Below are 26,561 nucleotides of genomic sequence, written 5' to 3' on the forward strand. Positions count from 1 at the left end.
AGCGCCGATGTACGGGTGCTGTTCGGCCAGCCGAGCTTGTCGGCGCTGGCGGCGGCGGTGGGTGGCAGCACGGAAATCGTGGTGCCGGCCAACCTGATCCCCGAACATTGCGAACACATCACCCCGGACCTGCTGCCATTGATCAGCCTGACCCAGGCACAGATCGACCGGGTGGTGGCGACGGTGCCGGGCGGTGCGGCGAATATCCAGGACATCTACCCGCTGGCGCCATTGCAGGAGGGGATTCTCTATCACCACCTGGCGACGGAGCAGGGCGATCCCTATGTGCAGCAGGCGTTGTTCTACCTGGAAGACCGCGCGCGGCTGTTGGCTTTTGTCGACGCTTTCGAAGGTGTGATCGACCGCCACGACATCCTGCGCACCGCCGTATTGTGGGAGGGCCTGGACGAGCCGCTGCAAGTGGTACTGCGTCGGGCACCGATGGTGCTGGAGGAATTGACCTTCGCTACTGCGGACGGTGATATCGACAGCCAGTTGCGTGGGCATTTCGATCCGCTGCGCTACCGGCTCGATGTGCGCCAGGCGCCGTTGCTGCGCCTGGCCTGCGCCTATGATGCCGCTCAGCAGCGCTGGGTCGCCTTGCTCCTGTTCCATCACATGGCGCTCGACCACACCGCGCTGGACGTGGTGCGGCACGAGATGCAGGCCTATCTGCTGGGGCAGCAGGCGCAACTGGGCGCGGCGGTACCGTATCGCAACTATGTGGCCCAGGCGCGCCTGGGTGTCAGCCAGGCATCCCACGAAGCCTTCTTCCGCGAAATGCTTGGCGATATCGACGAATCGACCCTGCCGTTCGGCCTGGACGATGTGCAGGGTGACGGCAGCGCCATCGACCAGGCCCACCTGGTGGTCGACGAAGCCCTGAGCCTGCGCTTGCGCCAATGCGCCCGTCAGCTCGGTGTCAGCGCCGCCAGCCTGCATCACCTGGCCTGGGCCCAGGTGGTCGGTGGCCTCAGCGGTCGCCAGAGCGTGGTGTTCGGCACCGTGCTGATGGGGCGGATGCAAGGCGGCGAGGGCGCGGATCGGGCGCTGGGGATGTTTATCAACACCTTGCCGCTGCGCATCGAGGTCGGCGCGCAGGGGGCCCGGGCCGGCGTCCGGGCGACCCATGCGCGCCTGAGCGCCTTGCTCGGTCACGAACACGCTTCCCTGGCCCTGGCCCAACGTTGCAGCGGCGTTGCCGCTCCGGCACCGTTGTTCAGCGCCTTGCTCAACTACCGGCACAGTGGCGGGCAACTCGATAACGAAGCCCTGGCGGCCTGGAACGGGATCGAGAGCCTGGGGGGCGACGAGTGGACCAACTACCCGTTGTCCCTGAGTATCGACGACCTCGGCGAAGCCTTTGTGCTGACCGCGCAGGTCCTGGCCGACATTGGTGCGCAACGCATTTGTGGCTATATGCATGCGGCGCTGGACAGCCTGGTCGAAGCATTGGAGCGCACGCCGGAAATGCCCTTGCACGATCTGTCGATCCTGCCTCTGGCGGAGCGTCGACAGTTGTTGCTCGACTTCAACCGGACCGCGCGGGACTATCCGCATGGTCAACTGCTCCATCGGTTGTTCGAGGCCCAGGCGGCGGCGCGACCGCAGGCGGTGGCGGCGCGGCAAGGCGAGCTGACGGTGACCTACGGCGAACTCAATGCCCGCGCCAACGCGCTGGCTCACTACCTGCGCGAGCAGGGCGTGATGCCGGGCACCCGGGTGGCGATCCTGCTGGAGCGCTCGGTGGATCTGCTGGTGAGCCTGTTGGCGACCCTCAAATGCGGTGCCGCTTATCTGTCCCTGGATCGGTTGGCCCCCGAGGAGCGTTTGCGTTTCATGCTCGAGGACAGCGCGGCGGTGGTGTTGCTGACCCATAGCGACCAGGCGGTAGCCGAAGGTATGCCGAGGGTGAACCTGGACACCCTGGTGCTGGCTGCATCGGCGCTGAATCAGGCACCCGTGGTGCCGGACGACAGTGCGATGGAGCAGACGCCGGCGTGCATCATCTATACCTCCGGCTCCACCGGCCAGCCCAAGGGTGTGATGGTTACTCATAACGGTATCGCGCGCCTGGTCATCGACAACGGTTACTACGTCTTCTCTGCACAGGATCGAATCGCCTTCGCCTCCAATCCGGCGTTCGATGCCAGCAGCCAGGAAGTCTGGGGCGCATTGCTCAATGGCGCAGAGTCGGTGATTGTCGATCACCGGACCCTGCTGGAACCGCTGCTCTTCGCCGAACAGTTGGAGCGTTGCGAGGTGACGGTGCTGATCATGGCCACCGCGTTGTTCAACCTCTATGCGGGCCTGATTCCCAAGGCGTTGGCGCGCTTGCGCCTGGTGATGTGTGGTGGCGAACGTGCCGATCCGGCGTCGTTCCGGCGTGTGCGCGAATGCTCGCCGCAGGTACGTTTGATCAACGGTTACGGTCCAACCGAGGCCACTACCTGTGCCAGCGCTTATACGGTGTCCGAAGTTTTGCCGGATACACTCAGCCTGCCGATCGGCCAGCCCAACGCCAACGTACGCATCTATGTGCTCAATGCCCGGCGCGAGCCGGTGCCGGTGGGCGTGGTCGGCGAGATGTATATCGGCGGTGCCGGTGTGGCGCTGGGTTACCTGAACCGACCGGACCTGACCGCCGAACGTTTCAGCGACGACCCGTTCGCCGAGCATCCGGGTGGCCGCCTCTATCGCAGCGGTGACCTGGCGCGCTGGCTGCCGGACGGCAACCTCGAATATCTGGCACGTAACGACGGCCAGGTGAAGATCCGTGGTTTCCGCGTGGAACTGGGGGAAATCGAAACCTGCCTGCATCACTGCGCCGGGGTGCGCAACGCCGTGGTGCTGGCGCGTGAAGACAGCCCGGGCGACAAGTACCTGGTGGCTTATTACACCGTGCAGCCTGACGGTGAAGTCGCGGAACCCGAAGCCCTGCGTGCGCAACTGGCCGCCGACTTGCCGGAATACATGGTTCCGGGTCTGTGCATCCGCCTGGACGCCTTGCCCCTGACGCTCAACGGCAAGGTTGACGTACGGGCATTGCCGGCACCGGAGGCGGAGCAGTTCGCCCGCCGCGCTTTCGAGGCGCCGCACGGCGATCTGGAAAGTCGCCTGGCGCAAGTCTGGGCCGAGGTGCTCGACCTGGAACGGGTGGGGCGTCACGACAACTTCTTCGCCCTGGGCGGTCATTCGCTGCTGGCGGTGCGTTTGGTCAGCCAGCTGTCCACGGCCGGATTGACGCTGTCGCTGGCCGAGTTGTTCCAGCATGCCAGTGTCGCGGCGCTGGCCGAGTTGCTGGAGAGCCGCACGGCCGAAGTACGTTCGGATGGCCCACTGGTGCCGGTACGCACCACCGGTAGCCAACGGCCGTTGTTCCTGGTTCACGAGTTCACCGGCCTGGACTTGTATTTCCCGACCCTGGGCCAGCATATCGACAGTGATATCCCGATCTATGGCCTGCCAGGCGTGGCCCTCGGGCAGCCGCAGTTGCAGACCATGGAATGCCTGGCGACGCGCCTGCTGGGGCTGATGCGCACGGTCCAGCCGCAAGGGCCTTATCGCCTGGCCGGTTGGTCGTTCGGCGGGGTGCTGGCCTATGAGATCGCCATCCAGCTGGTGGGCCTGGACGAGGAAGTCGAGTTCGTCGGCCTGATCGACACCTATCTGCCGCGCCTGGTGGATCAGGGCCGGGCCCGTTGGAGTCCGGACAGCGCGCACAAACTGCATCTGCTGGAACACTGCGAACGGTTCTGGACTGGCCATGCCGAGGGCGCGGATACCCTGGCGCTGCTGGAAGGGCTGCGAGCAGAACTGCCGTCCTTCGATTTCGAGGACCTGCTACAACGCAGCCGTGAACAGGGCGTGTTGCCAGCGGAGTTCGATGTCCTTGGCGCCGGCGATGTTTGGCGGTACCTGGATCGCGAGGTGGCCCATGGGCATGCCCAGGCCCATTACACGGTGTACGCCAACAGCGTGCCGGTGCATCTGTTCACCGCCAGCGAGCGGGCCCATGACGCACCGGCCCACAGTGGCTACCTGGGTTGGGATGAAGTGCTGCCGCTGAGCCAGTTGCACAGCATCAAAGTGCCGGGTGATCACCAGAGCCTGATGCAGGCACCGCATATCCAGGGCTTGGGGCAGGCGATCAACACGGCATTGGCCGGCCTGGCCGGTCGTCCGCTGCCGAGCCGCAGCGTCCACCAGCCGTTGCTGACGATCCAGGGCGGACGCGGCGATCACACGCCGCTGTTCTGCGTGCCGGGGGCTGGCGACAGTGTCACGGGCTTTATCGGCCTGACCGATGCGTTCGGTCCGCACTGGCCGATCCATGGCCTGCAACCGCGCGGGCTGGATGGTCGCACGGTGCCGTACAGCCTGGTGGAGACCGCCGCCGAGGCCTATCTGCAGGCAATCGACAGCGTGCAGCCGAACGGGCCGGTGCATCTGCTCGGGCACTCCTTCGGTGGCTGGGTGGTCTTTGAAATGGCCCAGCGCCTGACGGCTCGGGGTCGCGAGGTGGCTTCGCTGACCTTGATCGACAGCGAGTCGCCGGGAGGTAATGGCGTGGTCGGTAAACCTTATACGGCGATGGGCGTGTTGGAACGCCTGATCGAGACCATGCAACTGGCCGCGGGCAAGTCGATGGAGGTCGATCGGGCCGCCTTCGAGGCGCAGGACGATGCCGGCCAGATGCGCCTGCTGCATGCCGGGATGGTGCGGGCCGGGTTGTTGCCGCAGCGCTCGGCGACGGACTCGATGCGTGGGCCGGCACGGGCCTTCGGTACGGCCTTGCGTACCCGTTATCAACCGTCGGCGATCTACACCGGGCCGGTGCGCCTGGTGCTGGCCGACGACCCGGTGCTGGACGCGGCGGGCAACCAGCGTGAGCAGCAGTCGATGGTCGCCGGCTGGCGCCGTTGTGCACCGGATCTCACCGTCTGGCGTGGGCCGGGCAACCATTTCACCATTCTCAAGGCGCCCCATGTGCAGCATCTGGCGAGTTGGTGGCGATCCCATCAATAACTCAGTTTCTTCAAGCCCGGCGGTGGGTCCGTCGGGTCAACCCTCAACACATTCGTGGCTTTCTATGAAAAAGTTGAAGTTTCGCAAAGTGGTAATCGTGGTAGTGCTGCTGGTTCTGGCAGCCATTATTTTCTACAGCGTGCAAGCCCCGGCAAAACCGCCGGAGTACCTGACCGCCAAGGTCGAACGCGCGGATATCGAGAACTCCGTACTGGCCAGCGGGGTACTGCAAGGTATCAAGCAGGTCGATGTCGGCGCGCAGGTCTCGGGCCAGCTCAAGTCGCTGAAGGTCAAGCTCGGTGACAAGGTCACCCAGGGCCAGTGGCTGGCGGAAATCGATCCGGTGGTGTTGCAGAACGCCCTGCGCCAGACGCAGGTCAATGAAGAGAACCTGATTGCGCAGAAACAGGCGGCCGCCTCGCAACTCAAGGATGCCAAGGCCACCTACGAGCGCTACAAGCTGCTGCGCCTGGATGACGCGATTTCCAAGCAGGACTTCGAGACCGCGCAATCGAACTTCGAGGTCAAGGGCGCCAACCTGCTGTCGCTGGAAGCGCAGGTCAGGGACGCACGGATCCAGGTCGAGACCGCGCGGATCAATCTGGGCTATACCCGCATCGTCGCGCCGATCAACGGTGATGTGGTGGGCATTGTGACCCAGGAAGGCCAGACCGTGATCGCCAGCCAGCTGACGCCAGTGATCCTCAAGCTCGCCGACCTGGACACCATGACCATCAAGGCCCAGGTCTCCGAGGCCGACGTGATTCATATCGTCCCGGGCCAGGAGGTGTATTTCACCATCCTCGGTGACGCCGACAAACGGTATTACGCCAAACTGCGCGGCACCGAGCCGGCGCCACAGAACTTCCTCGATGCCCAGGCTACCGGCGCCAGCAAGCAGAACACCGCAGTCTTCTACAACGCGTTGTTCGATGTGCCGAACCCGGATCATCGCCTGCGCATTTCCATGACCGCCCAGGTGCATATTGTCCGTGACCAGGCCAAGACCGTGCTGACGGTGCCGGTCGCGGCGCTGGGCGACAAGAACCAAGACGGCACATTCCCGGTGCGGGTGGTGGACGAACAGGGAATGGCGCAGATCCGCAACGTGCAGACCGGCATCAACAACAATGTCCGGGTCGAGATCAAGAGCGGCCTGGCCGAGGGTGACAAGGTGGTGATCGGCGAGCCGTCGGCGACACCCGCGGTAGCGGGAGCCTGACCATGAGCCGACCCCTGCTGGAACTCAAGGGCATTACCCGTCGTTTCGTCGCCGGTGAGAAGGATTTCATCGCGCTCAATGACATCAACCTGACGATCAATGCCGGCGAGCTGGTGGCGATTACCGGCGCCTCGGGCTCCGGCAAGTCGACCCTGATGAACGTGCTGGGCTGCCTGGATCACGCCAACAGCGGCAGCTACAAGGTCGACGGGCGTGAAACCAGCAGCCTGAGTGACGATGAACTGGCGGAGTTACGCCGCGATCACTTCGGTTTCATTTTCCAGCGCTATCACCTGTTGCCGCACCTGGGAGCGACCCACAACGTCGAAATGCCGGCGGTCTATGCCGGCACCGGCGAGACCAAGCGCTACAGCCGCGCCCAGGAACTGCTGGTGCGCCTGGGCCTGGCAGGGCACCTGGAGCATCGGCCGAGCCAGTTGTCGGGCGGTCAGCAACAGCGGGTCAGTATCGCCCGGGCCTTGATGAACGGGGGTGAAATCATCCTCGCCGACGAACCCACCGGCGCCCTTGACAGCGTCAGCGGCAAGGAGGTGATGAAGATCCTGCTGGAGCTCAACAGCGCCGGGCACACGGTGATCCTGGTGACCCACGATGACAAGGTCGCGGCCCATGCCGAGCGGATCATCGAGATGCGCGACGGCGAGATCATCGCCGACCGGGTCAACGCCAATCGCCCGGTGGTCAATGAAAAAGCCAGCGAGCGCCTGCCGGCCAAGCCCAAGCAGGGCAACCGGTTGATGGCCGGCCTGGCGCTGTTCCAGGAGGCCTTCGTGATGGCCTGGGTGGCGCTGATCTCGCACCGCATGCGGACCTTGCTGACCATGCTCGGGATCATTATCGGCATCACTTCGGTGGTGTCGATCGTGGCCATCGGCGAAGGCGCCAAGCGCTATGTGCTCAAGGACATCCAGGCCATCGGCAGCAACACCATCGAGATCTTTCCCGGCAGCGACTTCGGCGACAACAAAGCCGGCTCCATCGAGACCCTGGCACTCTCCGATGTCGCGGCCTTGAGTGGTTTGTACTACATCGACAGTGCCTCGCCGAACATCGGCCGCAACCTGTTGGTGCGCTACCGCAACCTCGATGTGACGGCGACGGTCAGCGGGGTCAGCCCGAGTTACTTCCAGGTGCGCGGCACCAAGATCGGCTCCGGGGTGTCGTTCACCAAGGACGATGCCAGGCGCCAGGCGCAGGTGGTGGTGATCGACTACAACACCCGCACTCGCCTGTTCGGCCCGACAGTGGACCCACTGGGCCAGGTGATCCTGGTGGATAACCTGCCATGTACGGTGATCGGCGTGACCGAGGACAAGAAGAACATTTTCAACACCAGCAAGAACCTGAATATCTGGATGCCTTACGAAACCGCGGCGGGTCGGGTGCTGGGCCAGAGTTTCCTGGACAGCATCACCGTGCGGATCAAGGATGGCCAGCCGAGCAAGGTGGTCGAGGACAACGTCAGCAAGCTGATGGAGAAGCGCCACGGGACCAAGGACTTCTTCACCTACAACCTCGACAGCGTGATGCAGACGGTACAGAAGACCAGCCAGTCGCTGGCCTTGCTGTTGTCGTTGATCGCGGTGATCTCGTTGGCGGTAGGCGGGATCGGGGTGATGAATATCATGCTGGTGTCGGTGACCGAACGGACCCGCGAGATCGGCATTCGCATGGCCGTGGGGGCACGTCAGTCGGATATTCGCCAGCAGTTCCTGGTGGAAGCGGTGATGGTCTGCTTGATCGGCGGGGTGATCGGTATCAGCCTGTCGTTCGCTATCGGCTATGTGTTTTCACTGCTGGTCAAGGAGTGGCAGATGGTGTTCTCGGTGAGCTCGATTGTCACCGCGTTCATCTGCTCGACGTTGATCGGTATCGTGTTTGGTTTCGTCCCGGCGCGCAATGCCGCCCGGCTTGATCCGATCGAAGCGCTGGCGCGGGATTAAGAGCGGAAAGGACCCGTCGCCTGGGTGGTGACGGGGCTTTTTTGAGGTGCCAAGGTGACTGCGGTCATGTGGGAGCGGTGCTTGCCCGCGAAGGCGGCTGAGAGGTCGCTAAAAGCTTCGCGGGCAAGGGCTGGGCTCAGCCCACCGCGCTGACGCTGGAAACCCGTGCCGCGCTGCTGCGCTTGAGGGCCTGTTCGAAGCGATCGAGGACCATGCCGACTTCCGCCTCGGTGATGGTCAGCGGCGGCAGGAAGCGCAACACCGCGCTGTGGCGTCCGCCGGTCTCGATCATCATGCCGTTGTCGAAACACTCGAGCTTGATCGCCCGCGCCCGCGCGCCATCCCCCAACCCCGGGCGCGAAGCGCTGCCCGGCTTGACGATCTCCACCCCGAGCATCAGGCCGCGGCCACGGACATCGCCGATAAACGGGAAGTGCCGGGCGATATCTTCCAAGCCACTTTGCAACTGCTCACCGCGCCGGGCGGCCTGGGCGGCCAGGTCGTGTTGCTTGATGTAGCGCATGGTCGTGGTACCGGCGACCATCGCCACCTGGTTGCCGCGGAATGTCCCGGCGTGCATGCCCGGGCCCCAGGTGTCCAGGTGCTCGGCGTAGATGATCACCGACATCGGGTAGCCGCCACCGATGGCCTTGGACAGCACCAGGATATCCGGGGTGATCCCGGCGTGTTCGATGGCGAACAGGCTGCCGGTGCGTCCCAGTCCGGTTTGTACTTCGTCGACGATCAGCAGGATTTCCTGCTCCCGGGTGATCTCGCGCAGGGCGCGCAACCATTCGGCCGAGGCCGCGATGCAGCCGCCTTCGCCCTGGACCACCTCGACCACCACCGCCGCCGGTTTCGGCACACCGCTTTCCGGGTCGCAGAGCACGGTGCGGATGTAATCGATGGAGAGGCGGTCGGTGTGCTCGCCGTCGGTGCCGAACGGGCAGCGGAAGCGGTAGGGGAACGGCAGGAAGTGGGTGCCCTGGGTCACCAGACCGGCCTTGGGATTGAGATTGCCCATGGCCGACAGCGCCCCGGCGGTCATGCCGTGGTAGCCGCCATGGAAGGCCATCAGCGTCGAACGTCGGGTGTAGTGGCGGGCCAGCTTGATCGCCGCTTCGATCGCGTCCGAGCCGCTGGGGCCGCAGAACAGGATCTTGCTATTGTCGCGCAAGCCAGGCGGCAGCGTCGCGAACAGCTCCTGGACGAACGCGTGCTTGGCCGGTGTGGCCAGGTCCAGCGCCTGCTGCAGATGATCGCTGTTGAGGAATTCGATCACCGCGTCGCGCACCACTACCGGGTTATGGCCCAGCGCCAGGGTGCCGGCATTCGACAGGCAGTCGAGGTACTCCTGACCACCTGCGTCCTTGACCCACATGCCCTTGCCGCTGACAAACAGGCGTTGGAACGTCGCGGCATAGGTGCGCGCGTTCGACTCCAATTTCTTCAGATTGCTTAGCTCTTCCATAGTCGATCACTCATTGGCACAGGTGCGAATTCATTGGCGGCTCATTTCGAGCTGAGCCCGATTCTGTAAGAGCCCTGCGGCGATCGCCACTTTATCGCGCCCGGAATGTCCCCGTTTTCCACGCCAGACAGGCCGTCACCCCTGGGGTTAAATACGTGCCACAAAAGGACTTTGTGGCGCGGGACGGATTTCCGTTACCGCCGCCGTCTCACACGTCGCCATCGCCTGTTTTCCCATTTCCCAGGGCGCCTGTATCCAGGGGTCTTCGAGAGCGTTATGCCTATCGCCAAACCTGCCACCCACTGCTTGCTGTCGATGTTGTTCGCGACGCTGCTGGGCGGTTGCACGCTGGGCCCGGACTATCATTTGCCGGCGGTGCCGGTGGCCGGCCAGTGGTATGCGCCGCTGCCCCATGGCGCCTCGGTGGTGGGGCTGAACGATTGGTGGCAGCAGTTCAACGATCCGGCGCTGGCGACCCTGTTGCGCCTGGCCGAGGCGGACAGTCCCTCCCTGGACCAGGCGCTGGCGCGTATCGCCCAGGCCCGGGCGACCCTGGATGGCAGCATCGCCGACACCCGGCCGCAGCTCAATGGCGGGCTGACCAAGGCGCGTGCCGGCCTGCGTCAGAGCGGGGTGAAGCAGCGCGGCAGCACCTCCGGGGCGACCCTCGACGCGGCTTGGGAACTGGATCTGTTCGGCAAGCTGCGGCGCAACGACGAAGCCTCGCGCAATCTGCTCGAAGCGCGAGTCGATGACTGGCATGACGCACGGGTATCCCTGGCCGCCGAGGTCGGCGATGACTTCGTGCAATACCGTGGCTGCCAGATGCTGGTGAACGCCTACAGCGACCAGGCGCAATCCCAGGACCAGACCGCACGCCTGACCCGCCTGTCGTTCCGGGCCGGTTTCACTTCCGCCGCCGATGCCGCGCTGACCGATGCCAGCGCCGCCGCCAGTCGTGCGACCCTGACCAATCAGCAAAGCGAGTGTGATGTGTTGCTCAAGAGCCTGGTGGCCCTGACCGGCAGCGATGAGCAACAACTGCGCGCAGTGCTTGGCCTGACGCCGGCGCGGTTACCGGAGCCGGCGCTGCTGGAGGTGCGGGAAATTCCCGCCAACCTGTTGCGCCAGCGTCCGGACCTGGCGTCCAGTGAGCGCGAGTTGGCTGCGGCAAATGCCCGGATCGGCGCCGCCCAGGCCGATCGCCTGCCGAGCCTGGGCCTGGTCGGCTCCTTTGCCGTGGGTAACACCAGCGGGGCCTATAGCCGGAGCTGGAGCCTTGGCCCGCAACTCAGCGTGCCGCTGTTTGATGGCGGCAAGCGCCGGGCTGCGCTGGACTCGGCCCGAGCCGCTTATGACGCGGCCCTGGCGACCTACCGGCAGACTCTGCGCACGGCGGTGATGGAGGTCGAGCAATCGCTGGTGCGGCTGGATGCCGCGCGGCACTCGGAAGTCGATGCGCAGCGCGCCACTGACGGTTACCAGGAGTATTTCCAGGCCATCGATCGCAACTGGCACGCCGGCAACGCCAGCCTGCTGGATCGTGAACTGGCCCGGCGTTCGGCACTGTCGGCGCAGATCGAGCTGATCACCTTGCAGCAGAATCAGGTGCGCTACTGGATTGCCTTGTACAAGGCCCTGGGCGGCGGTTGGCAGGACACTCGTGACGGACTCGCCGCAGTCGCAGCGACGCGAGGCGGGGTATGAAGCCGGGCCTGGGCTATGGGCTGCTGGCGGTTGCCGCGCTGGCACTCTCGGGCTGGCTGCTGTTTGGCCGCGCCGCATCGGCACCGGCTGCCGTGGCCGTGCCGGCCACCAGTCTCAGTGTCGAGGTGATTCAGCCGCGCCACGAGGACTGGCCGCAAGAGCTGCTGGCCAGCGGTGCGCTCGCGCCCTGGCAGGAAGCGGTGATCAGTGCCGAAACCGGCAGTCTGCGCATCGCCAGCCTGGACGCCGATATCGGCGACCGGGTGAAAAAGGGCCAGGTCCTCGCGACCTTGGCCGATGACAGCGTACTGGCCGAGGAGAACAAACAGAAAGCCGCGGTCGCCCAGGCCCTTGCCCAGTTGCAGGAGGCCCGCTCCAATGCGCGGCGTGCGGCGTTGGTCGGGCAGAGCGGGGCCCTGTCGGAGCAGCAGCTGGAAGAATATCGGGTCAAGGTGCAGACCGCCGAGGCCAACCTGGCCGCAGCCAACGCCGACCTGCGCACGACCCGGATCAAGCTCGTGCAGACCCGCATCGTCGCGGTGGACGATGGGCTCATCTCGGCTCGCAAGGCGTTGCTCGGCGATGTGGTGGCGGCCGGCGCCGAACTGTTCCGGATGATCCGCGAGGGACGCATCGAATGGCTGGCCGAACTGGACGCCCAGCAACTCCCGGGGGTGCGTGCCGGCCAGCCCGCCCGTGTCACGCTGCCGGGGGGCACGCAGGTCGAAGGACGCGTGCGGCTGGTTTCGCCGGTACTCGACAGCAAGACCAGCCGGGCGCTGGTCTATGTGTCGTTGCCCGCGGGTTCCATGGCGCGGGCCGGGATGTACGCCAGCGGCCGCATCGAACTGCCGGCCCGCGCGGCGCTGACTGTCCCGGACACTGCCGTGGTCCTGCGCGACGGGCGCTCCTATGTGTTTGTACTGGGCCAGGACATGCACGTCAGCCAACAGGGCGTGGACGTCGGGCGCCGGCGTGGGCAGGCCGTGGAAATCGTCGCCGGCCTGGCGCAACAGACCCAGGTCGTCCGCAGTGGCGGGGCCTTTCTCAGTGACGGGGCCAGTGTGACCCTGGTTCGGGCCGAGGCGCAGGCGCGATGAATATTTCCGCGCTATCGATTCGTTATCCGGTCCCGGCGGTCATGCTGTTCGTGCTACTGACGCTGTTCGGTGTGTTCGGCCTGGAGCGCCTCGGCATCCAGGACTTCCCGGACACCGATCTGCCCACCGTGGTCATCAGTGCGTCGCTGGAAGGGGCGGCGCCCGAGCAACTGGAAACCGAAGTGGCGCGCAAGATCGAGGACAAGCTGACGTCGCTACGCCTGCTGCAACATGTCACCACGCTGATTGCCGACGGCAGCGTGAGCATCAATGTGACCTTTGCCATCGACAAGGACGGCAACGAGGCCCTCAACGAAGTGCGCAATGCGGTGGACAGCGCCACGCCAGAGTTGCCGGCGAACCTCGATACGCCTTCGGTGTCGCGCCTGACCAGCAATACTTCGGCGTTGCTGACCTATGTCATCGCCGCCCCGCGGATGGATGAACAGGCCTTGTCATGGTTTGTCGACAATGAACTGAGCAAGCAGCTCCTGGCGGTGCGCGGGGTGGCCAAGATCGTCCGGGTTGGAGGCGTGGACCGCGAAGTCCAGGTCGATCTCGACCCGGCGATGATGGCCGGCCTGGGCTTGAGCGTAAATGACGTGGCCAGTCGCTTACGGGCGATGCAGAAAGACAACTCCGGCGGCCAGGGTGACCTCGGCAGCGGCCAGCAGGCCTTGCGTATCCTCGGCGCCATCGACGATCCGGCGGCGCTCGGGGCGATCCGCATCCCTATCGGTGACGGGCGCATGCTTGCCTTGCAGCAACTGGCCACGGTGCGTGATACCCATGCCGAGCGCAGCACCCGGGCTTATCGCGACGGTAGGCCGGCGATCGGCTTCCAGGTGATCCGCTCCCTGGGTTTTTCCGATGTCGGCGTGACCGCCGAGGTGCGCCAGGCGATGCGCCGGTTTGCCGGACAGCACGCGGATATCCGCGTCGAAGAGGCGAGCAATACCGTCGAGCCGGTGCTGGATAACTATCGCGGCTCGATGGCGCTGCTGTACGAGGGCATGTTGCTTGCGGTGTTGGTGGTCTGGTGGTTCCTGCGTGACTGGCGGGCCACCATTGTCGTGGCCACGGCGCTGCCGTTGTCGATCATCCCGACCTTCGGCGTGATGTATTTCGCCGGTTTTACCCTCAACAGCATTTCCCTGTTGGCCCTGGCCCTGGTGATCGGCATTCTCGTCGATGATGCCATCGTCGAGGTCGAGAACATCGCGCGACACCTACGCATGGGCAAGAGCCCGCGCCAGGCGGCGATCGAAGCTTCCGACGAAATCGGCCTGGCGGTGCTGGCAACCACCGTGACCCTGGTCGCGGTGTTTCTGCCCACGGCCTTCATGGGCGGGATTTCCGGCAAGCTGTTCCGGCAATTTGGCGTCACCGCCAGTGCGGCACTGTTCTTTTCCCTGTTGGTGGCGCGCTTGTTGACGCCGATGATGGCGGCGTATCTGCTCAAGGCCAGGCCGCATGTCGAGCACGACAGCCGCTTGATGAGCCATTATCTGGGCTGGATCCACACCAGCCTGACCCGGCGCAAGACCACCATGGTTCTGGTCGGCGTGCTGTTGCTCGGCTCCCTGGCGCTGATTCCGTTGCTGCCCACCAGTTTCCTGCCGGCCCAGGACAATGCCCGCAGCACCATTAGCCTGGAGCTGCCGCCGGGTAGCAGCCTGGCGCAGACGGCAGCGATCACCCTGCGGGCCGATGCACGCCTGCGCGCCATCCCCGAAGTGGCTCACGTTTTTGCCGCGGTGGGCAGTGGCGATATTGCCGGTGGTGGCAATCGCAAGGCGGTCCTGACGGTCGACCTGTTGCCGCGTAACCAGCGCGAACTCAAGCAATCCGCGGTCGAGGCGAAGATGCGCGAAGCCCTGCGCGGCTTGCCCGGGGTTCGGGTGAACGTCGGCGGTGATAGCAGCGGCGAGCGTCTGCAAATCGTCCTCGCCAGCGATGACGGCGATTTGCTCGAGCGTACCGCCATGGCCCTCGAGCCTCAGCTGCGGCAACTCAAGGGGATCGGCAACGTGACTTCGAGCACGGCGGTGCAGCGCCCGGAAATCCAGATGCGCCCGGATTTTGCCCGCGCGGCCGAACAGGGGATCAGTAGCCAGGACATTGCCGACACCTTGCGCATGGCCACCTACGGCGATTTTTCGTCGTCCCTGGGCAAGATCAATCTGTCCCAGCGTCAGGTAGATGTGCGGGTGCGCATGCAACCGCAGGTGCGCGGCGACCTGGAGACCATCGCCCAGTTACGGGTCAAGGGCCGTGACGGCCAGGTCGCACTGGCGTCCCTGGGGCAGATCAGCATGGGCAGCGGGCCGGCGCAGATCGATCGGCTCGACCGCCTGCGCAATATCACCCTGTCCATCGAACTCAATGGACGCAATCTCGGCGAAGTGATGGAGCAGGCCAGGCAGTTGCCGGCGATGCAGCACTTGCCGGCGCAAGTGAAGCTGGTGGAGCAGGGTGAGTTGCAGTTGATGAGTGAGTTGTTCGGCAACTTCAGCCTGGCCATGGCCGTCGGTGTGTTCTGTATCTATGCGGTGCTGGTGTTGCTGTTCCACGACTTCATGCAACCACTGACCATTCTCTCGGCCTTGCCCTTGTCGCTGGGTGGCGCGCTGTTGGCCCTGTTGATCGGCGGGATGAGTTTTTCCCTGGCCTCGGTCATCGGTTTGCTGATGCTGATGGGGATCGTGACCAAGAATTCGATCCTGTTGGTGGAGTACGCGATCATGGCTCGTCGGGATCAGGGGCTGAGCCGCTATGAGGCGTTGATCGATGCCTGTCACAAGCGTGCCCAGCCGATTTTGATGACCACCATTGCGATGGGCGCGGGCATGCTGCCGACGGCATTGGGATGGGGTGGGGAGTCGAGCTTTCGCCAGCCGATGGCGGTGGTGGTGATCGGTGGCCTGCTGGCTTCGACGGTGCTGAGTTTGTTGGTGGTGCCGGTGATCTTTACTTATGTCGACGATGGGCTTGAGGGCTTCAGGAAGATGTTCCGTACACCTCGATAGCAGGACAGGCTGCTATCGAGGTGTTATTCAGAAGCGAAATCGAGGTGTCACAGGGCATTCTGCAGGACGACGGCGTTCTCCAGGCCGACCCTGGAGTCGGCCGAATGCATCCAGCGGATCAGCGAGCGTCGACCGCCGATGCCCATTTTGATCGACGCGCGCTTGAGATAGCTTTCCACGGTATTGACCCGTAGTGCCAACTGCTCGGCCAGTTCCGGTGCCGTGCGCCCGGCAAGCAGGCCAACGCAGACTTCGGTTTCCCGCGAGGACAGATTCAACCCGGACATTTCCAGGCGTTCGATAAAGCGCTGGCGCAACGCATCCATGCCACCGTTCTCCAGCTCCTGGCTGACCGAAAAGGCTTCCTGGCGAACCGGCGTCGGCATCAGGGCCTCGATATGTTCGCCGATCATCGGCAGCAACAGACAGGAAAACTCCTGGAGGAAAACGCATTCCTGCGCGGAAAATCCCTGGGATGGATTGGATCGATAGACGGACAGTGCGTAGCAGCGACTTTGGGTTCGGCAGATCAGATGCAGGTGGTTGGGACAAGCATGCGGCGAGGATGCTCGCTGGCAGCACGCCATTTCGGTTTGCGCCGCCGGCCAGACGCCATCGTCAGCCTGCTCGGCGGTCTGCTTGACGGACGGGGCATTCATCAGGGTGTCGGTGCAGATCGGGCTGATACCTACGCCGCCGATACTCGAGGTGATCGACTGTGCGGCATTCGTGGTATCGAGCCGCAGTTCGGTGATATGTGTGGCATCGACGGGCAGTTGTGCAACGATCAGATCATGCAGCACGCGCGGAAAATTACGGTTGCCGGTGTTGGCAATCACTTTGCCAACGGACGGGAAAAGTCTTTGTAAGTTCATCCGCTCTCCATTTTTTTATTCTGGGCACTACGGCACGCGCCGCCCACGGTCCATGAGAATTATTGAAACGTATTAGTTGATTTGGGTCATCTGCAGGGTCGAGGTGGCTGGGTGAGTCACGCCGTAGTCGATAGTCGGCAATGCAACCAGCGGCAGCGAATCGCCAGCCAGGCACTGCATATAGTTAATATTGAGCATATTATCGTAGATCTTTGGCGTGCATTCCAGCGTGCCATAAATGACTTTTTCGCCTTTGCTGCCGTGTGCGACATTTCGTCGTTGAAGGCTCCAGCCGGAGCGTCTTAGAACCTTTTCCATCATGGCGTCTACAATAACTTCATAAGTACTGACCTCTTGAGTGCTGGCAAATTGCAACATGGCCAGGAAAAGCGCGGCGGTGCGAAAATCAACTTTGGTTTTGCTGAAATCGCTGCTTGAGGTGTCGGTGCTCAATAGCGCAAAGCGGGTCGCCTCCCAGCAGTCCATCGGGTTGGGCCGGGACAAGCCATCACTGAGCATGAAGCTCAGGGCACCGCAAATCAAGGTCGGTTTATAGGAGGGGCGAAGTCTGACGCAGCCGGTCACCAGGGGGCCTTTGTGGGAGTAAATATAGATGGCATCATCATTGTCATATTCATCGAATTCATAGTCGCTGCCGGTGTAGCTTTCAATATCCCATTTTCTTCGGTCGATAAAAGCGGCCTTACGGATACTGAGTATTTGCTCTAATGCGTGGGTGGGTAGTTCGGCGTAGCTGGCGATAGCGATATGCACGTCGGAGAAGGTGTACGAGTGCTCGGAGAAAATGTACGAGTGAGGGACATAACCGATCATAAATACGTCGCGGATAGGGAGGAGGTGCTTATTTATAGTGATCCTGTATAAACGCGGCAACTGTACTTAAGTGCAGGTGGCTGAAGAGGGTAAAGTGCTGTTTAATTGTCGTCGTGAGACTTGCGCGGTTGCACATTTTTATCGCTATCAAGAAGGTTGTACGATAACTGCGGTGTGTGGGAAAATAAAAAAACGGCGATGCCAAGAGCTGTGAGAACGGTCGCGTATCAGATCTTTGATTCGAAGAAAGTACACGCCGAGTCATCAAGTTGCAACAAAAGCAAGGGTGTTTTCGCGATTAATAAGAAAACGGATTTTCCAATGTGGAAAGTGAATCGACTGGAAAATAAATCTATTCTGGAATTTTTGGGGGCGGATCATGTATTACATTGCAATTGCAATGCTCACGGTATTGCTGGTGCCGGGGCCGACCAATTCGCTGCTGCTGCAGTCGGGGGTCAGTCGCGGGCTGGGCGGTTATTCGTTGAAGTTGATTCTTGCTGAATGGACGGCCTACCTGATCCAGATTACCGCCTGGGGTATATCCATCGATGCGCTGACGGCAAATTACGGCTGGGTGGTGGTGGCGACGAAGATCCTGGCGGTGATTTTCCTCTTCTACATCTCGCTGAAGCTGTGGTTTTCGGTGCAGCTGGATAACGCTGGAAAGCCTTCTGCTATCTCGGTTTCGGCGTTGTTCATGGCGACCCTGACTAATCCGAAGGGGCTGTTTTTTGCTTCGTTCGTGGCGCCGACCGGAACCTTTATGCACATGGAAAGTTATCTTTCATTCATGGCTGTTTTTTCCCTGGTGATTCTTCCGGTGGGTATTGTCTGGGTGGGACTGGGGGCGGTCTTTGGGCGCAATCTGCCATCGATAATATCGGGTAATCGAGTCAATAGATTTGTTTCATTGGTCATCGGGCTATTTGCGAGTATGGCCTTGTATAACTTGGCCTCGAAAGTAATATTTGCTTGAAGACCGCGCACCCGTCAGCCTCACAAGTGACAAACCTGTGAGGATGTGAGTGGGGTTGACTTGGGGCGGAGGAGTTAAAAGATATTGTGTCGAATGGCCTTGACCATGGCCTGCTTGACGTTGGTGCAGCCCATCTTCTCGGTAATTTTCTTGGCGTAGAATTTCACCGTCCTTTCGGTGATATTCATGATCAGGCCGATTTCCTGATAGTTCTTGCCAAGAGCCAGCCAGTGGAGGAACTCAATTTCCCGGGGACTCAGCGACAGCAGTTCTTCCTGGCTGACCTCGATCGGTCGATATTGATGAGCAATGGCACCGATGGCCTTGATCAGGAACATGTTCGACTGGACGATGCGATCAAAATCCGGATCGCCTTCGACACAAGGCAAATGCAGCGAGCCAAAAGCACTGCCGGGATCATGAATGGGAATGCTGAAGCCTTGCTCAATACCATAACGGGCGGATTGTTCGAAGACTTTGTTGGGACCGTGAGTGGGGTCGTTCACGGTCGTCCAGAAGAACGGCCGCGAGCTGATGGCGACATTCGCCATGACTGGGTCGGACTTGTAGAGCGCCTGCCGGCGATAGGTCTCGACCCACTCGGTGGGGTAGCTGCTGTGGATGGAGATATCGCCGTTATCAATTAAATGCGAGTCAACGTAGACGTAGGCAAATCGGGTTATTTCCAGTTTGTAGAATACCCAGGCTAAGACATCTACATAGGTTTTTGTGCTGGCCCCAGGAATGTTGTTTTCAACTTCTCTAACCAAGTCAAACGTATGTTTGATTGTGCGGAGTTTAGGCATGACAAGCGGGCTCCGGTTGGCTGGATGTGCTCTGCTATATTGATCCAAATGGGGTATGCCTGACTTATAGCATCGCCCGAAAATCATTTCAATATGTGTCAAATAGAAATCATGATTTGACGAAAGCTCGATTAAATCACTTATTTTTGACGCTTTTGTCTTTCATCGTGTCGGCTGGGTGGTCAAATTCTCTTCATTGTTAAGGATACATTAAGAGGGCACTCCGCCGTTCCTCAGTCCCAGCTAAGTTTCCCCGGGTAGTCTCCTCCCAGCGCCGATTATGGCGCCGTTAAGGAGAGGCCCGCAGATGAAAACGCTGACCCCAGCCAACTGGCTGAACAAGGTCCCGGAGGTGACGCTGTCCTTCTGGGTGATCAAGATCATGTCCACCACCGTGGGCGAAACCGCCGCCGATTTCCTTGCCGTCGACGCCGGGTTGGGGCAGGGCCTGACCAGCATCGGCATGGCCGTGCTGTTGGCCATCGCGCTGTTCGGCCAACTGCGTACTCGCGCCTACAGCCCCTGGATCTACTGGCTTACCGTGGTCTTGGTCAGCATAGTCGGGACACAGATCACCGATCTGCTGACTGACAAGTTGGGTATCAGCCTGTTTGTCAGCACGGCGATATTCTCGGTGTTGCTGGCGGTCAATTTCGCCCTCTGGTATGCCCGCGAACGCAACCTCTCCATCCAGGAGATCGTCACGCCGCGCCGGGAGTGGTTCTACTGGACCACGGTGCTCTGCACCTTTGCCCTGGGCACGGCGGCAGGGGACCTGGCCACCGAGGCGCTGGGCCTTGGCTTCAGCCTCGGCTCGATGATTTTCGCCGGGCTGATCGCCTTGACCCTGATTGCCTGGCGTCTGGGCGGCAACGCTGTCCTGAGCTTCTGGATCGCCTACATCCTGAGCCGTCCATTCGGTGCTTCCCTTGGCGACTTGCTGACCCAGGCCAAGACCTATGGTGGCCTGGGCATGGGCGCCGCCTGGACCAGCGCGATTTTCCTCGCGGTCATCCTGATCCTGGTACTCGTCGCGCAGTTCGGCGTCGGCAACCGCAAGCTCGCCACTCAATAACCCATTCAAACCTATCCAGGGAATGCCCATGCTCAAGGTTCAAGCCGTTATTCGCAAAGCTGCTGTCCTGTCCATCGTTGCCGTGCTCGGCCTGGCCGCCGGCTGTTCCAAACCCAGCGACGCGGCCAAGGCTGCCGCGGCAGCGGGCACGGCCAGCGCGTCGGCCGGAGCAAGCCCGGCGAATGTCTCGAAACTCGGCGACCTGTCAGCCTTCCAAGGTATTGCCGTGGATGTCGCCGCCCTGGTCGACAAGACTGAGCTGGGCGCGGCCAAGACCCGTATCAAGGATCTGGAACTGGCCTGGGATTCCGCCGAAGCCGGCCTCAAGCCACGTGCCGCCAGCGACTGGCACCTGCTTGACAAGGCTATCGATAACGCCCTGGAGGCGTTGCGCAGCGGCAGCCCGAAACAAGCCGACTGCAAGGCGACGATGGATCAGTTGCTGAAAACCTTCGGCAGCCTGCAAGGCGGAAAATGATTTCAAAGCATCCGGCACGGCTCCCGCACGCCGGATAAATCGCTTCATGCAGGGCTGAACAGGTGCTTCAATGCAGGTCCGGCAAACATCACGCAGGCTCGGCCGCGCATGTGTGCCGGGCCGGTTTTTTTCAGCGGAGAGGGACATGCGGATATTACTGGTCGAAGACGATCCGATGATCGGCGAGGCGATCCAGGGCGCATTGACGGACGCGAGCTACGCCGTCGACTGGGTCAACAACGGCACGACCGCCCTTGCCGCGCTGGAGGCCCAGCATTATGACCTGGTGCTGCTCGACCTCGGCCTGCCGGGCAAGGACGGGCTCGAAGTCCTGGACGCTATTCGCGCCCGCGACAATGGTGTGCCGCTGTTGATCATCACCGCCCGCGACAGCCTCGACGACCGCCTGCATGGCCTCGATGGCGGTGCCGACGACTACCTGCTCAAGCCCTTCGCCATGGCCGAGTTGCTCGCCCGCATGCGCGCCGTGTTGCGGCGCAAGGGTGGCACGGCGTTGCCGCTGCTGAGTAACGGCGTGGTCTCCCTCGACCTGGTCTCTAAACAGGCGCGTACCGAGGAAACCCCCGAGGTCCAGCTTTCCAGTCGCGAGTTCGCCCTGTTGCAGGCGCTGTTGATCCGTCCCGGAGCGATTCTCTCGCGCAGCGACCTTGAAGACCGGATCTATGGTTGGGGCAACGAAGTGGAAAGCAACGCGGTGGAGTTTCTGATCCATGGCTTGCGGCGCAAGTTGGGCAGTCAGGTGATCAAGAACGTCAGGGGCATGGGATGGATGGTTTCAAAAAACGCCTGAGTGAGTCGGTCCAGCTCAGGCTGTCGGTTGCGTTGTCGCTGGCGATCCTGGTCGTGGCGTTGCTGGCCGGGGTGTTCGCCTTTGTCTCGGCCTTCGACGAAGCCCTCGAAATGCAGGACAACACCCTGTATCAGGTGGCCGTGTTGTTCGAACGCCAGCAAATGACTTTGGCCTATCCGCTGCCGGAGCGTGCGATCGTCGGTGACGATGAAGAGTCCCGGGTGGTCGTGCAGTACCTCGACGACGGCAGTCACGCCCCGGCCGATGTCGAGTCCGGCGGACCGCTGCCGTTACCGGCGACCCTGGCCGATGGTCTGTCGACGCTGACAGTCGCCGGCGAACCGTTCCGGGTGCTGGTCAGGACCCTGGGCAACGCTCGGCGCATCGCCGTGGCCCAGGAAACCGGGATCCGCGACAAGGACGCTCGGGAGAGTGCCTGGCGTGGCCTGTTACCGTTTCTGATCCTGTTTCCGGTATTGCTGCTGGTGGTGGCCGACCTGTTGCGCAAGCTGTTCCGGCCCATCGTGGTGCTGGCGGGCGAGATCGACCAGCGCGGCGAGCAGGAGCTGCACGCCATCGACGAGCAGCATCTTCCCGCGGAAGTCCGGCCCTTTGTGCTGGCGATCAATCGCCTGCTGGGTCGGGTCGCTCAGTCGATGGACAGCCAACGGCGCTTTGTCGCCGACGCCGCCCATGAATTGCGCTCACCGCTGACCGCTCTGTCCCTGCAAGCCGAGCGACTGGCTGCCGCCGACATGTCGAACCTGGCCCGGGAACGCCTGTTTACCTTGCGCCGAGGCATCGAACGCGGCAAGAGCCTGATCGAGCAGCTGTTGGCGCTGGCCACCGCTCAAGCGAACGCGACGCCGTCCGGCGCGGCGGTATCGGTGCATGCGGTCTATCGCCGGGTGCTGGAGGATCTGTTGCCGCTGGCCGAACTCAAGCAGATCGACATCGGTGTCGAGGGCAGCGAAGACCTGTACCTGGCACTTGACGAGATCGACCTGCTGGCGCTGGTCAGGAACCTGGTGGACAACGCCATTCGTTATACCCCGGTTGGCGGCCGGGTCGACCTGTCGGTCACCCGGGAGCAGGGTGGGGTGCTGTTGCAGGTCAAGGACAGTGGCCCCGGCATCGCCGTCGAGGAGCGCGAGCGAGTCTTCGATCCGTTCTATCGGAGCCTGGGCAGCCAGGAAGTCGGTTCGGGGCTGGGACTGTCCATCGTCAAGGCCATTGCCGAGCGTACCGGGGCGCGTATCCGCCTGGCGTACTGCGACGAACCGGCGCAACGAGGGTTGTGCGTTGCGCTGTGGTGGCGGCTGGCGACAGCCTGAGCCCTGATCGGTGAGTTCGTTGCTGGGCGGTTACCGGCGTCAGGCACCGTGCGGTCAGTCACAAATGTGTGGGCATGAAATGTCTTTAAATAAGCTTGTGGAATAACCGATGGAGGAACCGAAGAGAAAGATGCGCCGTTTAGAATGAATATTTCTTTAGGTTATTTAAATAGTACTGTAACGAATATCCATGATGTCTGAAGCGCTGTTGTTGTTTCGTTTATATCTATTATGAAGTTGATATCGCTGCTAAAGCAGATGGATGCATTCAAATGGCAGCATAAAATTCGTCTCGGCATCCTTTCCGGCTGCTGGATCGTCATCTTGTCGTCCGCCCGGCTTTCCTTAGAATTCTCCCCATCAGCTTCGTCCAACTATCGAACTATTCAGGGAGTTTCACCATGATGAACGCCATGCAGATGCAAGTGCCGATGAACACCATGCCGATGATGCCGGCCATGGGGATGCCGATGATGATGGCAACCATGACCTGCGAAATGACGGACGACGGCATGCAGTGCAAGATGATGCCGGCTGCGGGCATGGACATGGCGATGTTCAAGAACAGCGCTGAAATGATGCAGATGATGATGGACTGCGGCATGCCGATGATGATGCATTGCGCCAACATGAGCATGATGTGCATGTCCCGTGCGGCCCTGGCCATGCCGATGATGACCAGCCTGATGCCAATGCCGATGATGGGCATGCCGATGCCATCGATGCGCTGTGTGATGGAATGCTCGATGCAGGCCGACGGCATGCTGTGCAAGATCATGCCGATGGCGGGCATGAACATGGACATGATGAAAAGCTGCTGCAACCTGATGATGAAACTGATGAACGACTGCAGCATGCCGATGATGATGAGCTGCAACGGCATGCCGATGATGTGCTGCACCTGCTGATCGAGCGAGTCAGTAAAAACGCCCGGCTGGAGTGATCCTCGCCGGGCTTTTTCGTGGCTGTCGGTTGTTCAGTCCAGGCGTTCGGGGTGGGTCACCACCAGGTAGGCCACCGCTTCGCTGTCGGCGGGGTTGCGATAGCGGTGCGGCTGGTCTGCGTAGAACAGGATCGAGTCGCCAGTGGAAAGCAGGTAGCGTTCGTCGTTGACGCTGATCTCCAGTACACCCTGGGACACCACCAGGTTCTCCTGGACGCCCGGGCCATGGCCCTCGGAGAGATCCTCGCCCAACGGGCTCAGGCGCAGTTCGTAGAACTCCGATTGGCGGGCCACGTCGAAAGGGAACAGGGCGCGGCTGACAAACGCCCCATTGGCACTGACCAGGCGTTTGCTCTTGCTCGCCGGCAAGACGGCAACGCCGGCAAAGGCGCGGTGTTCGAGAAAGGCTGCGACCGAAACCTTCAGGCCCTTGGCGATTTTGCACAGCACCCTGATCGACGGCACGCTGCGCCCGGACTCGATCTGCGCCAGCATCGCCCGGCTCACCCCGCACTGGCGGGCGAGGGCATCGAGGGACAGGTGCTGCTTGCCACGCAGGCGTTGCAGATTCTGCGCGACCCGCTCGCCGATCGGATCTTCTTCAAGTGTTTGCAGGTTGTTCAGGTCCAGCCCCGGTTCGTCGGCGCTCGCCAGAAACCGTGTCGGGTCCGGTGCATTCACGCCTGGCGGGTCTCGCTGGTGCGGGTCAGTTGCGGCCATTGGAAGATCTGCTGGCCGGCATTGCGTGCATACACTTCCCACAGCACCCGGGCCAGTTTTTGCGCCTGCTTGCGTTTGCGGTACTGGCTGAGGTCGATAACGCTATCAGTCGGCTTCATAAGGACTCTCCATTGTCGCGATGACTGGACGGGATCAGCTGAGAGTACGTCGAACATTTTAATAACAATAAATACTGATTATTTATTTATTAATTCTTTTTAGGTATTAGAACCGTCGGTCAACCGATGTCGCTCGCCAGGCCTGGCACCAGGCCCGGGCGTTGAATGCTTCAAGACGCATAGCGATGCTCAGGCCTGGCTTCCGTCATACAGGTTGCGAATGGTCAAACTGGCAGATTCACCCTCTGAATAATAAACATATATCCAACCCGTCTGATCAGTCGTGCGTTGCGCGGGTAGCTGCCCGGAAATGCTGACCGTCATCGGAACACCCGCCGCGGCCTGCCCGGTGAATGTGGAAGTCGCTCGAATGCCATAGGTCCAATCGAAAGCCGGACTTCTCGTCTGTGCGGGGCCGAATGTTTCAGTTATCCGGACCTTGTTATGCCCCAGGGACATTGGCAATTCCAGGGATCTGAAGTCCCACTCCCGGACCTTCAACCGTGCTGCAAAGCGACCGCTTTTACTGCTGTTGACGCAATCCAGCGACCAGCTCACGCCGTCCAACCCTAACGGTTGGGGGATATCCGGGGCAGGGCTCACGGTTACTCCGAGATCGGTCGCTTCGTCGCTCAATTCCAGTGTCACGTCCTTGCCAAGCAACAAGCTGCGCGCCTTGGGCCGGACGCTCAGGGTATGCATCGCACCTATGCAGGGATACGCCGGGTTGCCACCGAATACCTGGACAAAGGTATCGAAATACAGGCCTACGTCTTGCCCAGGCATCGTCCGGCAATGCGCTTACCTCAAACCGCTGCGTAATCTCGACGCCCTGATTCTCGCCGGTCAAATCTGCCAGGACGCTGTGTTCTCCCGCTGTGTCTGGCGTATAGAGATAGTGGGCCCAGCCATCCGGGCCGGTAACGCTCGTCGTCATGGCGGCCTGTTCGCCGGCAATGCGCCACTCCACCTTCACCCCTTCGACTGCTTCCCCGGTGATACCGGACAGAACCTGAACCCGTAACAGCACGCTCTCGTGGTTGCTCACCACTGGCTGGGCGAGCACCGGGCCGGCGTCGCCGATGCCGTATCGGGCATCGATCACTTCGAACGTGCGCGGCTCGCTCCATGAAGAGCTCTCATCGTCGTCGGTCTGCTGTGCTTGGATGGTGTACTGGCCAACGTCCCACGGGTCCTTGGCGGTCCAGCGCCAGGACGCCACGCCATCGAGGGTGTCAATCAGGTTTTCAGGGGCATCCTCATGGCGCAGAAGTATCTGTCCCCGGGTTTCGCCTTTGCCTCTGATCGTGGGTTTGCGAGGGTTGAAACTGCCCGGTGTTGGCGCATCAATCTCAGGTGTTCGCAGCAGCTCCTTGACCGTGAACCGATGCGGCTCACTCCAGTCGGACTCGAGGCCATCAGCCTTCTGTTTGACCTCAAGGGCGTGCGGTCCGGGCACCAAGGGTGTCATATATTTAAAATATATACGCGCTTCCGTGGCGTTGCCAGATACAGAACCGCCCCCGCTGATAGTGTGCCAGTTGCCATCTTGAATGGCATTGTCATTGCTTATCTCTCTATCTGGCCAGGCACTCTGCGAGGAAAATCCAAAAATAATTATGACTGGCTCAACAGCAAACTCGCCGGCTTCTACTACAGCGCTTACAACACCGCCCAGTCACTGTGCCAGGCGGCAGAAGCCTGCTGGCAGTACGAAATCGGCGATTTCACTCGGACCTATATCCGCCCCGGGGCGTGGAATGCCAGCTACCGTGGCCTGGGGGCCGGGGAATAACTGAAAGTGAGCCCGCTGCAGATGCAGCATGAGTACCTGCAAAACAATAGGCGGGAGCTGGAAATCTGCAAAACCGTGTCGCTGAAGGAATTGAAGGCCAAGGACGCGAGCTCGACCATCAACAAAACCTGGGAGGAGATCAAAGCCGCGCTGACGGTCCCCAACCCTGCTGTGCAGATGGCCATGCTTGAGTCGCTCAATGACATCATCCTTCATGTCTCCTACACCGCCAGGCGTAGCGAAGGTTCGCCATGAACGAACAAGCTCGCAA

Annotated in this window: 21 protein-coding genes; 14 read left to right on the forward strand and 7 right to left on the reverse strand. The window is 61.7% G+C overall.

The features are described from left to right. From M5B96_RS19465 to M5B96_RS19475, 3 genes are all read left to right on the forward strand, one after another. Window positions 1–5,028, forward strand: a 5,028-nt coding sequence (locus M5B96_RS19465; protein WP_248798374.1) for a non-ribosomal peptide synthetase, incomplete at its 5' end; no start/stop codon positions are given. A gap of 64 nt (window positions 5,029–5,092) precedes the next feature. Continuing rightward, a complete protein-coding gene (gene macA / locus M5B96_RS19470) occupies window positions 5,093–6,250 on the forward strand; it encodes a macrolide transporter subunit MacA (RefSeq protein WP_248798376.1) in 1,158 nt (385 codons plus the stop codon). A 2-nt stretch (window positions 6,251–6,252) separates the two neighbouring features. After that, complete coding sequence (locus M5B96_RS19475) at window positions 6,253–8,214, forward strand: MacB family efflux pump subunit (RefSeq protein ID WP_248798378.1); 1,962 nt, start codon at window positions 6,253–6,255, stop codon at window positions 8,212–8,214. A gap of 136 nt (window positions 8,215–8,350) precedes the next feature. Here M5B96_RS19475 and M5B96_RS19480 read toward each other — a convergent pair whose 3' ends face one another. Further along, entirely contained in the window at window positions 8,351–9,685 is a 1,335-nt protein-coding gene (locus M5B96_RS19480; RefSeq protein WP_248798379.1) for a diaminobutyrate--2-oxoglutarate transaminase family protein, read from the reverse strand. Between the two features lie 276 nt (window positions 9,686–9,961). Here M5B96_RS19480 and M5B96_RS19485 point away from each other — a divergent pair, with 276 nt between their 5' ends. Genes M5B96_RS19485 through M5B96_RS19495 form a run of 3 tightly spaced genes read left to right on the forward strand, consistent with a single transcriptional unit; the run spans window position 9,962 to window position 15,521 of the window. Continuing rightward, window positions 9,962–11,392 carry an efflux transporter outer membrane subunit gene (locus M5B96_RS19485; protein WP_248798380.1) on the forward strand — a complete coding sequence of 477 codons (1,431 nt, stop codon included), beginning with the start codon at window positions 9,962–9,964 and terminating at the stop codon, window positions 11,390–11,392. Further along, window positions 11,389–12,492, forward strand: a complete 1,104-nt coding sequence (locus M5B96_RS19490) for an efflux RND transporter periplasmic adaptor subunit (protein WP_248798381.1) — start codon at window positions 11,389–11,391, stop codon at window positions 12,490–12,492. The genes M5B96_RS19485 and M5B96_RS19490 overlap by 4 nt, the downstream gene beginning before the upstream one ends. After that, window positions 12,489–15,521, forward strand: a complete 3,033-nt coding sequence (locus M5B96_RS19495) for an efflux RND transporter permease subunit (RefSeq protein WP_248798382.1) — start codon at window positions 12,489–12,491, stop codon at window positions 15,519–15,521. The genes M5B96_RS19490 and M5B96_RS19495 overlap by 4 nt, the downstream gene beginning before the upstream one ends. A gap of 47 nt (window positions 15,522–15,568) precedes the next feature. On the opposite strand, the gene M5B96_RS19500 is transcribed toward M5B96_RS19495, so the two are convergent. Then, entirely contained in the window at window positions 15,569–16,396 is an 828-nt protein-coding gene (locus M5B96_RS19500) for a helix-turn-helix transcriptional regulator (RefSeq protein WP_248798383.1), read from the reverse strand. 72 nt (window positions 16,397–16,468) lie between these two features. Then, window positions 16,469–17,230 carry an acyl-homoserine-lactone synthase gene (locus tag M5B96_RS19505; protein ID WP_248798385.1) on the reverse strand — a complete coding sequence of 254 codons (762 nt, stop codon included), beginning with the start codon at window positions 17,228–17,230 and terminating at the stop codon, window positions 16,469–16,471. Between the two features lie 379 nt (window positions 17,231–17,609). Between M5B96_RS19505 and M5B96_RS19510 the strand changes: the two genes are divergently transcribed. After that, complete coding sequence (locus M5B96_RS19510; protein ID WP_248798387.1) at window positions 17,610–18,209, forward strand: LysE family translocator; 600 nt, start codon at window positions 17,610–17,612, stop codon at window positions 18,207–18,209. A gap of 74 nt (window positions 18,210–18,283) precedes the next feature. On the opposite strand, the gene M5B96_RS19515 is transcribed toward M5B96_RS19510, so the two are convergent. Continuing rightward, window positions 18,284–19,015: a helix-turn-helix transcriptional regulator gene (locus M5B96_RS19515; protein WP_248798389.1), complete on the reverse strand. Its 732-nt coding sequence runs from the start codon at window positions 19,013–19,015 to the stop codon at window positions 18,284–18,286. A 307-nt stretch (window positions 19,016–19,322) separates the two neighbouring features. Between M5B96_RS19515 and M5B96_RS19520 the strand changes: the two genes are divergently transcribed. From M5B96_RS19520 to M5B96_RS19540, 5 genes are all read left to right on the forward strand, one after another. Beyond that, window positions 19,323–20,090 (forward strand): hypothetical protein, encoded by a 768-nt coding sequence (locus M5B96_RS19520; protein WP_248798391.1) that lies wholly within the window; start codon window positions 19,323–19,325, stop codon window positions 20,088–20,090. Between the two features lie 28 nt (window positions 20,091–20,118). Continuing rightward, complete coding sequence (locus M5B96_RS19525) at window positions 20,119–20,568, forward strand: hypothetical protein (RefSeq protein WP_248798393.1); 450 nt, start codon at window positions 20,119–20,121, stop codon at window positions 20,566–20,568. A 145-nt stretch (window positions 20,569–20,713) separates the two neighbouring features. Beyond that, window positions 20,714–21,379: a response regulator gene (locus M5B96_RS19530; RefSeq protein ID WP_248798395.1), complete on the forward strand. Its 666-nt coding sequence runs from the start codon at window positions 20,714–20,716 to the stop codon at window positions 21,377–21,379. Next, a complete protein-coding gene (locus tag M5B96_RS19535; protein ID WP_248798398.1) occupies window positions 21,355–22,713 on the forward strand; it encodes an ATP-binding protein in 1,359 nt (452 codons plus the stop codon). The genes M5B96_RS19530 and M5B96_RS19535 overlap by 25 nt, the downstream gene beginning before the upstream one ends. Before the next feature lie 401 nt (window positions 22,714–23,114). Continuing rightward, window positions 23,115–23,621 carry a hypothetical protein gene (locus M5B96_RS19540; protein ID WP_248798400.1) on the forward strand — a complete coding sequence of 169 codons (507 nt, stop codon included), beginning with the start codon at window positions 23,115–23,117 and terminating at the stop codon, window positions 23,619–23,621. Window positions 23,622–23,689: 68 nt separating this feature from the next. Here M5B96_RS19540 and M5B96_RS19545 read toward each other — a convergent pair whose 3' ends face one another. From M5B96_RS19545 to M5B96_RS19555, 3 genes are all read right to left on the reverse strand, one after another. Then, window positions 23,690–24,337, reverse strand: a complete 648-nt coding sequence (locus M5B96_RS19545) for a helix-turn-helix domain-containing protein (protein WP_412548628.1) — start codon at window positions 24,335–24,337, stop codon at window positions 23,690–23,692. Next, window positions 24,334–24,495: a hypothetical protein gene (locus tag M5B96_RS19550; RefSeq protein ID WP_248798401.1), complete on the reverse strand. Its 162-nt coding sequence runs from the start codon at window positions 24,493–24,495 to the stop codon at window positions 24,334–24,336. Before M5B96_RS19550 ends, M5B96_RS19545 begins: the two co-directional genes overlap by 4 nt. 523 nt (window positions 24,496–25,018) lie before the next feature. Continuing rightward, window positions 25,019–25,954, reverse strand: a complete 936-nt coding sequence (locus tag M5B96_RS19555; protein WP_248798403.1) for an Ig-like domain-containing protein — start codon at window positions 25,952–25,954, stop codon at window positions 25,019–25,021. A gap of 90 nt (window positions 25,955–26,044) precedes the next feature. Here M5B96_RS19555 and M5B96_RS19560 point away from each other — a divergent pair, with 90 nt between their 5' ends. Then, entirely contained in the window at window positions 26,045–26,290 is a 246-nt protein-coding gene (locus tag M5B96_RS19560; RefSeq protein ID WP_248798405.1) for a hypothetical protein, read from the forward strand. A gap of 6 nt (window positions 26,291–26,296) precedes the next feature. After that, the gene (locus M5B96_RS19565) at window positions 26,297–26,545 is read left to right on the forward strand and encodes a hypothetical protein (protein ID WP_248798406.1); all 249 of its coding nucleotides are present in this window, start codon (window positions 26,297–26,299) and stop codon (window positions 26,543–26,545) included. Window positions 26,546–26,561 lie beyond the last annotated feature (16 nt).

The organism is Pseudomonas sp. MWU13-2105 (assembly GCF_023242315.1).
Classification (GTDB): Bacteria; Pseudomonadota; Gammaproteobacteria; order Pseudomonadales; family Pseudomonadaceae; genus Aquipseudomonas.

Excerpts from the sequence above, each read along its gene's own strand:
- M5B96_RS19550 (WP_248798401.1), bottom strand. The coding sequence starts at position 24,495 with ATGAAGCCGACTGATAGCGTTATCGACCTCAGCCAGTACCGCAAACGC.
- M5B96_RS19520 (WP_248798391.1), top strand. The coding sequence starts at position 19,323 with ATGAAAACGCTGACCCCAGCCAACTGGCTGAACAAGGTCCCGGAGGTG.
- M5B96_RS19505 (WP_248798385.1), bottom strand. The coding sequence starts at position 17,230 with ATGATCGGTTATGTCCCTCACTCGTACATTTTCTCCGAGCACTCGTAC.
- M5B96_RS19510 (WP_248798387.1), top strand. The coding sequence starts at position 17,610 with ATGTATTACATTGCAATTGCAATGCTCACGGTATTGCTGGTGCCGGGG.
- M5B96_RS19525 (WP_248798393.1), top strand. The coding sequence starts at position 20,119 with ATGCTCAAGGTTCAAGCCGTTATTCGCAAAGCTGCTGTCCTGTCCATC.
- M5B96_RS19495 (WP_248798382.1), top strand. The coding sequence starts at position 12,489 with ATGAATATTTCCGCGCTATCGATTCGTTATCCGGTCCCGGCGGTCATG.
- M5B96_RS19530 (WP_248798395.1), top strand. The coding sequence starts at position 20,714 with ATGCGGATATTACTGGTCGAAGACGATCCGATGATCGGCGAGGCGATC.
- M5B96_RS19485 (WP_248798380.1), top strand. The coding sequence starts at position 9,962 with ATGCCTATCGCCAAACCTGCCACCCACTGCTTGCTGTCGATGTTGTTC.
- macA (WP_248798376.1), top strand. The coding sequence starts at position 5,093 with ATGAAAAAGTTGAAGTTTCGCAAAGTGGTAATCGTGGTAGTGCTGCTG.
- M5B96_RS19515 (WP_248798389.1), bottom strand. The coding sequence starts at position 19,015 with ATGCCTAAACTCCGCACAATCAAACATACGTTTGACTTGGTTAGAGAA.
- M5B96_RS19500 (WP_248798383.1), bottom strand. The coding sequence starts at position 16,396 with ATGAACTTACAAAGACTTTTCCCGTCCGTTGGCAAAGTGATTGCCAAC.
- M5B96_RS19480 (WP_248798379.1), bottom strand. The coding sequence starts at position 9,685 with ATGGAAGAGCTAAGCAATCTGAAGAAATTGGAGTCGAACGCGCGCACC.
- M5B96_RS19490 (WP_248798381.1), top strand. The coding sequence starts at position 11,389 with ATGAAGCCGGGCCTGGGCTATGGGCTGCTGGCGGTTGCCGCGCTGGCA.
- M5B96_RS19475 (WP_248798378.1), top strand. The coding sequence starts at position 6,253 with ATGAGCCGACCCCTGCTGGAACTCAAGGGCATTACCCGTCGTTTCGTC.
- M5B96_RS19540 (WP_248798400.1), top strand. The coding sequence starts at position 23,115 with ATGATGAACGCCATGCAGATGCAAGTGCCGATGAACACCATGCCGATG.
- M5B96_RS19535 (WP_248798398.1), top strand. The coding sequence starts at position 21,355 with ATGGATGGTTTCAAAAAACGCCTGAGTGAGTCGGTCCAGCTCAGGCTG.